Source organism: Clostridium sp. AF15-41, assembly GCF_003604095.1.
In the GTDB taxonomy this organism is placed as follows: domain Bacteria; phylum Bacillota; class Clostridia; order Lachnospirales; family Lachnospiraceae; genus Coprococcus.
Genome location: NZ_QTMQ01000018.1, coordinates 40,838 through 49,578 on the forward strand (window position 1 = coordinate 40,838; position 8,741 = coordinate 49,578).

An 8,741-nucleotide genomic window follows, 5' to 3' on the forward strand; every position below is an offset into this window, starting at 1 on the left:
TGTAACCTCCATCGAAAAAAATGCCGCCCGGATTATTTTATGTTTCGTCTGGCGACATTTAATTTTCTTACTTTCTTCTTTATCTTCTTTTGTTGTTAATAGTTTCTGCTTTTCCCTGTAATATCGAAAGACCCCTCATCCGATATTACGATCACCTTCTTATAACTAACGGATCATGTCAACCGACTCTGCATTCTGTTTGTCCAGATTGTCCTTGATCAATATATCCGACGATTTAGCAAGTGCTGCGTTCCTGTCCCGCATTGCAAGATTCGGATCACGATGTCTTGATGGTCCACCGACACAGCCCCCTTCACATACCATACCTTCGACAAAGTCTTCAGGAAGTCTTCCGACCTTCATCAGCGTCAATGCTTTCTTGCATTCGGTTATGCCACTGCATTTGCATACGGATACATCGCCGGTACAGCCAAGTTCTTTCATACTTTCAAGAACTGCTGCGGTTACACCACCTGCATTTGCAAATTTCTTACCATAGATACTGCCCTGATCATCCGTATCTTCTTCCGGCTCCAGCTTTACACCCTTTGCACGGAGCATCGCACGAATCTCACCATAAGTCAGTGCATAATCCGCAGTATCCTTTTCTCCTGACATGGATTCGGCTTTCTTCGCAATACATGGTCCGATAAATACAGTAACTGCCCCTGGAAATTTCTCCTTTATATAACGGGATACAGCACACATCGGTGATACTGTCTCTGAGATCGCATCCTTTAATGTCGGAAAATGCTTCTCTATATAGTTCTTAAATGCCGGACAGCAGGAGGTTGTCTTCTTCTCACCCTTCTCCTTGGCTTCGATCCATTCCTTTGCCTCACTCATGGCAGTCATATCTGCTCCAAGTGATACATCCATAACATCATAAAAACCAATCTTCTTCAAAGCGGTTCTCCAGCTTGCCATCGTAATATCTGCACCAAACTGACCGATCGTTGCAGGTGCAAGCATGGCAAATACCTTAATATCCGAACGCATCTTCTTAATGATATCCACGATAAATGTCTTAGAACCGATCGCGCCAAACGGGCATTTGTGGACGCAAGATCCACACTGGATGCATTTGTCCTGATTGATCACAGCAATACCGGTACCATTATCGGCCACCGAGATCGCATCCACAGGGCAGCTCTTCATGCAAGGTCGTACCAGATCTGCGATCGCATTATAAGGACAGGCTTTTGCACACTGTCCACACTCTTTACATTTAGATGGATCAATATAGGACTTATCTCGTCCCATGCTGATCGCTCCAAACCGACAAGCCGCCTGACAGGCTTTGCCCATACACTTCTGACAGTTATCTGTTACTACATATCTGGAAATCGGACATCCTTCACAGGCAGAATTAATGACCTGTACGATATTTCCGTCATCTTCAGCACCCGGTGCTTTACCTTCCGCAAGCCGGATTCTCTGTCTTATAACCTCACGTTCCCTGTAGATACAACATCTAAACGCCGGCTGCGGTCCCGGAACCATCTTATAAGGAAGACTGTCTCTTTCTTCCTCCAATCGTCCGGCATACGCAAGCTTGGCAACTTCATACAATACTTCATGTTTTACTTTTAAAAGCGTCGCATCGTTTGTTATCATTTTTTCTCATTCTCCGTATTCTATCTTCCGTATACACAGTTCTTCCTGCGCATATTTTCTTTTATTATGACTTTTTTCTCAACTAATTCTTCCTATTAATGTATACCACATTTTTACCACAAAAGGAAGCGATTTTGTCCAGTATTCCATATATAACCAAAATACAAAGAATGACTGTAACGGCATATATGATCAGATATGGAACATAGCCATGCTGCAGATAGACAGACAGAAACGGAGAACCATTGGATGGGTAACAAAGGAACATAAAATTACAGCCCCAGATCCTGTTTATAACATAGACAGAAGGAACAACCGTAAACAAAAACAAAAAGATCTGCCAGATTCTTTTTATAGAAGGTCTGTATCTGCCGGATGTCAGAACAAGAACCGGAACAAGAACCAACAACCCATGTATCAGAAAAGTGTTAATGTGCATATAATTAAATAACGGATATCTGGTCCAGTCCGGAAATAACAGTGCTGCCATTGCACCGGGCATACTGATCACGCACATAATTTCTCCCAGAAATTCCCGGTGGAAAAATGCAAATCCCAGTTCCACAAAAATCGCCAGTCCGCACATCTCAAACGGAAGATATGATATCCCCATCTCCCCGATCAGTATAAGATAAAGATCCTTGCCTAATTCCAGACACAGGCACACACTTGTCAGCATCTTCAGGATCCTGTCCTGAACGGCAGCATCTGCCTTTCTATAATAATGACCGGTCATTACACATACAAATATAATTCCAGCCAGCCAGCAAATATGAATCCATCCAAATAATCGAAAACCACCATCTTGCGGCAATTCATCCCAATATCGAAAAAAATCTCCAAACATACCTATATCATCTCCATAACCAGACATTTCATGCGATATAATGAGCAAAAGGTGCTTCCGTATATCCGCGCCATGGTCTGGCGGTGTTATAAAATATCATTGCGAGGATTTCGTCGTGAACTGCGCATTGTCAGTAAATGCGGGTGCTTGTCTGAGTCCGAAGGACGAGTTAGCACAGGAGCATTTACGAATCAGACATGTGCAGTGAACAGAAACCGCAGTGAGATATTTATAACACCGCCAGACCACGGCACGGATATACGGAAGCACCTTTTGTTATATTTAAAAAAGAAAAGAGCCACCAAAATGGTGGCTCCAAATGAGGGGGGAAAGGATTCAAATATATGAAAAGCTTTCATGTTGTATGTTACAGTATATATGTGAACATTTCATGAACGATTTGTGAACTATTTTTGTTTTTCATGTCAAAAAAAGCGACAAATTTCTGTTAATAATCACGGAAATCTGCCTATATTTGACATGATACCGTATAATTTTCTATTTTTCGTTTTCATTTTGTCCGCATCGCACACTAAATTCTGAACTTTTCAATTTTTATGAAAAAATAATCCACTCCTTTTTTATCTATGCTATAATACTCACAAATATTCTTTTCAGGAAGGCGAAACATCATGTATAAAATTGATTTTAATCATCCAATAAATGTACATTTTATGGGAATCGGCGGTATCAGCATGAGCGGTCTTGCAGAGATCCTTATAAAAGAGGGGTTCAAAGTTACCGGTTCTGATATGAAAGCATCCAATATGACAGATAAACTTTCGGACATGGGCGCTCTGATCAACATCGGACAGACCGCAAGCAACATTACAGATCAGATCGACCTTGTCGTCTATACAGCAGCTATCCATCCGGACAATGAAGAATTTCAGGCTGCAAAAGCTAAAAATATCCCTATGCTGACAAGGGCACAGCTCTTAGGTCAGATCATGGAGAATTACAAATACTCCATCGCGGTCAGCGGTACTCATGGTAAGACAACCACAACTGCCATGCTTTCTTATATTATGTTAGAGGCTGACGTTGACCCGACAATATCCGTTGGCGGAATCATCGATGATATCGGTGGAAATATCCGTGTAGGTTCTTCTGATTACTTTGTAACAGAAGCCTGCGAGTATACAAACAGCTTCCACGCATTCAAACCATACATCAGCATTATCTTAAATGTTGATGCGGATCATTTGGATTTCTTCAGTGGCATTGAAGAGATCGCTGAGTCATTCCACACATTTGCAACAAAGACTCCTGAAAACGGAAAAGTCATTGTAAATGGTGATATGCAGTATTTTGATACCGTAACAAGAGATCTGAAGTGTCAGGTTATTACTTTCGGCGAAGATCCAAAGAACCATTACAGCGCTGCAAATATCCGCTTTGATGAATTTGGCCGCCCAACTTATACCCTTGTGATTGACGGAAAGAAGATTACAGACATCACACTTCATGTATTTGGAAAGCATAATGTATACAACTCCTTATCTGCTATTGCCGCCGCAACAGAACTTGGAATCGGAATCGATGCGATCAAAGCAGGTCTGCTGCATTGTAAGGGTGCAGAGCGAAGATTCGAATATAAAGGAACGATTCTCGACAATGTAAAAGTCATGGATGACTATGCACATCATCCAACGGAAATCGCCGCAACCCTTGCCGCTGCAAAGAATACCGATTACCATGAATTATGGTGTGTATTCCAACCACATACCTACAGCAGAACTTACGCACTTTTCGATGACTTTGCAAAAGTCTTAAGTGTCTGTGACCATGTCATCGTTGCTGACATCTATGCAGCCAGAGAGAAAGACACAGGTCTGGTATCCTCGAAGCAGCTTGCAGAAAAGATCGCTTCCTATGGTACAGATGCGTTCTATCTGCCATCCTTTACAGACATTGAAAATTATTTATTGAAAAATTGCAAAAAAAATGATTTGTTGATAACTATGGGAGCCGGAAATGTTGATTCTATCGGCAATGAACTTATTAAAAAATAATTATCCACATTATCCACAGAGCCAGATGAGCGACTTTTCCTCATTTGGCTCTATTTGTTTGTTTACATAAATTTTACCTGATATATACCGGAAAGTACCGAAGTTACCCACTTTTTCAAAAATATGGTATTAAATAATATTCGATCGATCATCTTTTCCACATTATCCACAAAATCAACATCTTTGTTCATTTTTCTAACCGACTATTTGTTCTATTTGCTTTTTAAAAAACTCATGCTATAATGTGAACGCTTCTTAAGTAATAGAAGTTTTTTTCAATGAAAGGCGGGAAAAGTTACCATGGACTACATCACAATTTCAACAGAATCAAAGGAAACATTTTCCCTGATATCAAATCATTTTATCGATTATTACATGACCGACGCAAATGGAGAATTTGTCAAAGTCTATCTATATCTTGTCAGACTGATGTCTTCCAAATCTCCGGTCTCGGTTGCCGGTATTGCAGATCATTTTAACCTTACGGAAAAAGATATCTGCCGTGCGATCCGGTACTGGATCAGCGAAGATGTACTGCGGCTGGAATATGATGCTTCCGGTCATCTGACAGGAATAACGCTGCTTCCTCTACATGAAAAGGACAAGAAAACGGATGATGCCTCTCTGTCTCTTGACAGCATTTCATTATTAAAGTTCCCTGAAAAGAAAGCAGGCACTCCTACTGCTCCTCCAATCAGTGAACCGGTACATACAGCAGTAACAGCACCAAAGGCGACTGTAGTTCAGGAGCCGGCCTCCGAATTTCCGGAAAAGCAGCCATATTCTGCCGCTCTGGCAGCAAAGGCAAAGGCAGACGACGCATTTGCCGATGTTATCTTTGAGGCAGAGACTTATTTCCGAAAAGAATTATCAGTAAATGACATAGAAATTCTGATCTATATACATGACCAGCTTGGATTTTCCACCGAAGTAATGGAATACCTGATCGAATACTGTGTCAGCATCGATAAATTAGATCTGCGGTACGCGGAGGGCATCGCAAAGAACTGGTATAAGGCAGGCATTCATACTCTGGATGAAGCAAAAGAAGCTGCCGAAAACGGGACTCCCCTTTACCGTGCGGTATTCAAGGCTCTTGGAATCAACCGTAAAGCCCCTACCACAGGCGAGATCGCGTGGATGGACTCCTGGAATAAAGAAATGGGCTTTGATCTTCCTATTATTATAGAAGCCTGCAACAGGGGAATCGCACAGCATCCAAACGATGTTACATTTGCATATGTAAACGGAATCTTAAAGCGTTGGAAAAAGCAGGGCGTTAAGTCCATTGATGATATCGAAAAAGCAAGTAACCAGTTCCATGAGGACAAGAAAAAATCATCACAGAAAGCAAATCAATATACTGTCAAGCCAAATGCATTTAATTCTTTCCAGCAGAAGGATATGTCATCAGCCCTTGATGAAATGGAGCAATTGTTTCTTGATGAAATAAATTCTCGATAGCGAAGGTAAATATACACATTATGAAGAATATAGATTATGATAGTATACTGTCGGGTCTGCAGCGAAAGCGACTGGAAAATGCGAATCTGACAGATACCCGAAGAAATGAAGTATATAACAGAATTCCGGAAATCAAAGAGATCGATCAGAAGATTGCAAGCTCTTCTATCCAGGCAGCAAGGAATCGAATCCGCAAAATAACTGTTGATACGAACGATATCTCCCACCGGAATAAAGCTCTGGCTGATAAAAAGAGATTACTTCTGAAGCAACACGGATATCCTGAGAATTATCTGGAACCCATCTATGACTGTCCTCTCTGTAAGGATACGGGCTATCTGGATGGAAAGCCATGCAAATGCATGACGCAGCAGATCATTGATGAATTATACAATCAGTCCACGATCCGCAGGATTCTCGAACAGGAGAATTTCTCTACATTTTCGCTTGCCTACTATTCGAAAGAACCGGATGGCATTCACAAACACACGCCATACGAGAATGCATCGAATACGCTGGCAGCTTGTAAAGACTATGTGGAACATTTTGAAAAATCCCATCCGGGCGTTCTGATCTATGGTGAAACAGGACTTGGAAAAACTTTTCTTTCCAACTGCATTGCAAAAGCATTACTGGACAAAGGACATACAGTTCTTTATCTGACTTCAATAAATTTATTTGAAAATATTTTATCAAGCATTATAATGGGTAATGTGCGTGAAAAAGAAAACATGGCACTTTACGATTATATATATAATTGTGAACTTCTGATCATTGATGACCTCGGTACGGAAGTGCCAAATACATTTGTCAATTCTCAGTTATTTGAGATCATTAATATGCGGAATAATCGTTCCCTTGCTACTCTTATCTCTACGAACCTGAGTATGCGGGAGCTTTCCGACCGGTATACCGAAAGAATCATGTCGAGGATTATTGGCGACTTCAAAGTGTTGCAGCTCTACGGAACCAATATCCGTTATACGAAACGAAAAGATATGATTCAGAATAAATCTTCTAATTGATGCCATTGCAGTCTTCTGCATTTGCATATATACTATCAATGATACTTACACTATAAAGTATCGGATCATTACACTATAAGATTATGGAGGATATTTATCATGCCAGACGATAGCAAATTAGAAACCATACCCGTGGGCAGTCTCGGAATCGTTGCTCACAAAAGTTGTACAGGCCTTGGTGAAAAGGTTGATCATTATCTCGTAAAATGGAGAGCTAACAGAGACAATGTACACAAAGACAACATTGTCTTCCACGGTTATGAAGCTGACACTTACCTGATCAGTGCCGATTGTCCACGTTTCGGTTCCGGTGAGGCAAAGGGTGTTCTGAATGAATCCGTTCGTGGTAAAGATATCTACATTATGGTTGATGTCGGCAACTACAGCTGTACTTATATGATGGCCGGCCAGCCACAGCGTATGTCTCCGGATGACCATTATGCAGATCTAAAACGACTGATCGCCGCTATGACTGATAAACCAAAAAAGATCACAGTAATTATGCCATTCCTTTATGAAAGCCGCCAGCACAAGCGTTCTTCCAGAGAATCTCTTGACTGTGCCGTTATGCTTCAGGAATTAAAGTCTTATGGTGTTGACAATATTGTGACATTTGACGCACACGATCCTCGTGTCGTAAATGCCATCCCTAAGAGTGGATTTGAGAATGTACGTCCAACCTACCAGTTCATCAAGACCCTGCTTCGTACCACACCGGATCTTGAGATCGACAACAACCACATGATGGTCATCTCCCCGGATGAAGGTGCTATGCACAGAGCAATCTACTTCGCAAACCTGTTAGGTGTAGATGTCGGAATGTTCTACAAACGCCGTGACTACTCACGCGTTGTTGATGGAAGAAATCCGATCGTTGCTCATGAATTTCTCGGTGATTCTGTTGAGGGCAAGGATGTTATCATCATTGATGATATGATTGCCTCCGGCGAAAGCATGATCGATGTTGCAAGACAGTTAAAGCAGAGAAAAGCAAAACGTGTTTACTGTATCGCTACTTTCGGTCTCTTTACAAAGGGGCTTGAAGTATTCGACAAGTGTCATGAAGAAGGTCTGATCGAGAAGGTCATCACAACCAACCTGACCTACCAGATGCCTGACCTGTTCAAAAAGGACTGGTACGAATCAGCCGATATGAGCAAATACATCGCTCTGATTATTGATCACTTGAATCATGATGCTTCTATCAGCGAGTTGTTAGATCCTGCTGAGCGAATCAACGCACGTATCGCTGAGTATAAAGAAAAACATACCATCTCAGATAATTATGAGATGTAATTAATAAAAGCCCAAACCCCGCTTACTTCCAGCTCTATCGTAGGTAGGAATTGAAACGCGTTGCACTTTCTATTCGATTTGCACGCCTATTTGTCAGCAGTCGCCCAAACTCGCCTTATCAGGCTCAAACATGGGCTTAGTGCTGACAGCCAGTGCAAATCTCATAACGAAAGTTCCACTGATGTTTCAATTCCTACCTGCGATAGAGATGAAAGCAAGCGGGGTTTTGTGTTATGAGCATGGTTTTTGTCAATAATTCCAGTTCGAATTATTTGTAAAAAGTGCAAATTGTTACATCCAGACATACCATTCATTACATTTATGAACTTTTTCTTTTTATTTCTGGTAAGCTGACCTTGTCGACAAAAAAGGCGCCGGAAATTAAGAGGAAATAAATTTATGTACAATGAAAATAAAAACAATAATATTGTGACCACATCAGAATGTAATAGGCCAAAGTCTTCTATTACAAATATT

6 protein-coding genes are annotated in these 8,741 nt (G+C 41.2%); 4 read left to right on the forward strand and 2 right to left on the reverse strand.

Translation table 11 applies throughout. The features are described from left to right. Nucleotides 1-165 precede the first annotated feature (165 nt). Nucleotides 166-1,617 carry a 4Fe-4S dicluster domain-containing protein gene (locus DWW43_RS11160; protein ID WP_119963606.1) on the reverse strand — a complete coding sequence of 484 codons (1,452 nt, stop codon included), beginning with the start codon at nt 1,615-1,617 and terminating at the stop codon, nt 166-168. 82 nt (nt 1,618-1,699) lie between these two features. After that, nucleotides 1,700-2,464, reverse strand: coding sequence for a YwaF family protein (locus DWW43_RS11165; RefSeq protein WP_165853069.1), 765 nt, complete (start codon nt 2,462-2,464; stop codon nt 1,700-1,702). A 632-nt stretch (nt 2,465-3,096) separates the two neighbouring features. Here DWW43_RS11165 and murC point away from each other — a divergent pair. The 4 genes from murC (at nt 3,097) to DWW43_RS11190 (ending at nt 8,264) form a co-directional block, all read left to right on the forward strand. Further along, a complete protein-coding gene (gene murC, locus DWW43_RS11175; protein ID WP_119963608.1) occupies nt 3,097-4,479 on the forward strand; it encodes a UDP-N-acetylmuramate--L-alanine ligase in 1,383 nt (460 codons plus the stop codon). A 300-nt stretch (nt 4,480-4,779) separates the two neighbouring features. After that, a complete protein-coding gene (locus DWW43_RS11180) occupies nt 4,780-5,943 on the forward strand; it encodes a DnaD domain protein (RefSeq protein WP_119963609.1) in 1,164 nt (387 codons plus the stop codon). A gap of 20 nt (nt 5,944-5,963) precedes the next feature. Further along, nucleotides 5,964-6,968 (forward strand): ATP-binding protein, encoded by a 1,005-nt coding sequence (locus tag DWW43_RS11185; RefSeq protein WP_119963610.1) that lies wholly within the window; start codon nt 5,964-5,966, stop codon nt 6,966-6,968. A 96-nt stretch (nt 6,969-7,064) separates the two neighbouring features. Further along, complete coding sequence (locus DWW43_RS11190; protein ID WP_347475266.1) at nt 7,065-8,264, forward strand: ribose-phosphate pyrophosphokinase; 1,200 nt, start codon at nt 7,065-7,067, stop codon at nt 8,262-8,264. Nucleotides 8,265-8,741: the final 477 nt, after the last annotated feature.

Coding starts and splice junctions, on each gene's coding strand:
- murC (WP_119963608.1), top strand. CDS start 3,097: ATGTATAAAATTGATTTTAATCATCCAATAAATGTACATTTTATGGGA.
- DWW43_RS11165 (WP_165853069.1), bottom strand. CDS start 2,464: ATGTTTGGAGATTTTTTTCGATATTGGGATGAATTGCCGCAAGATGGT.
- DWW43_RS11160 (WP_119963606.1), bottom strand. CDS start 1,617: ATGATAACAAACGATGCGACGCTTTTAAAAGTAAAACATGAAGTATTG.
- DWW43_RS11180 (WP_119963609.1), top strand. CDS start 4,780: ATGGACTACATCACAATTTCAACAGAATCAAAGGAAACATTTTCCCTG.
- DWW43_RS11185 (WP_119963610.1), top strand. CDS start 5,964: ATGAAGAATATAGATTATGATAGTATACTGTCGGGTCTGCAGCGAAAG.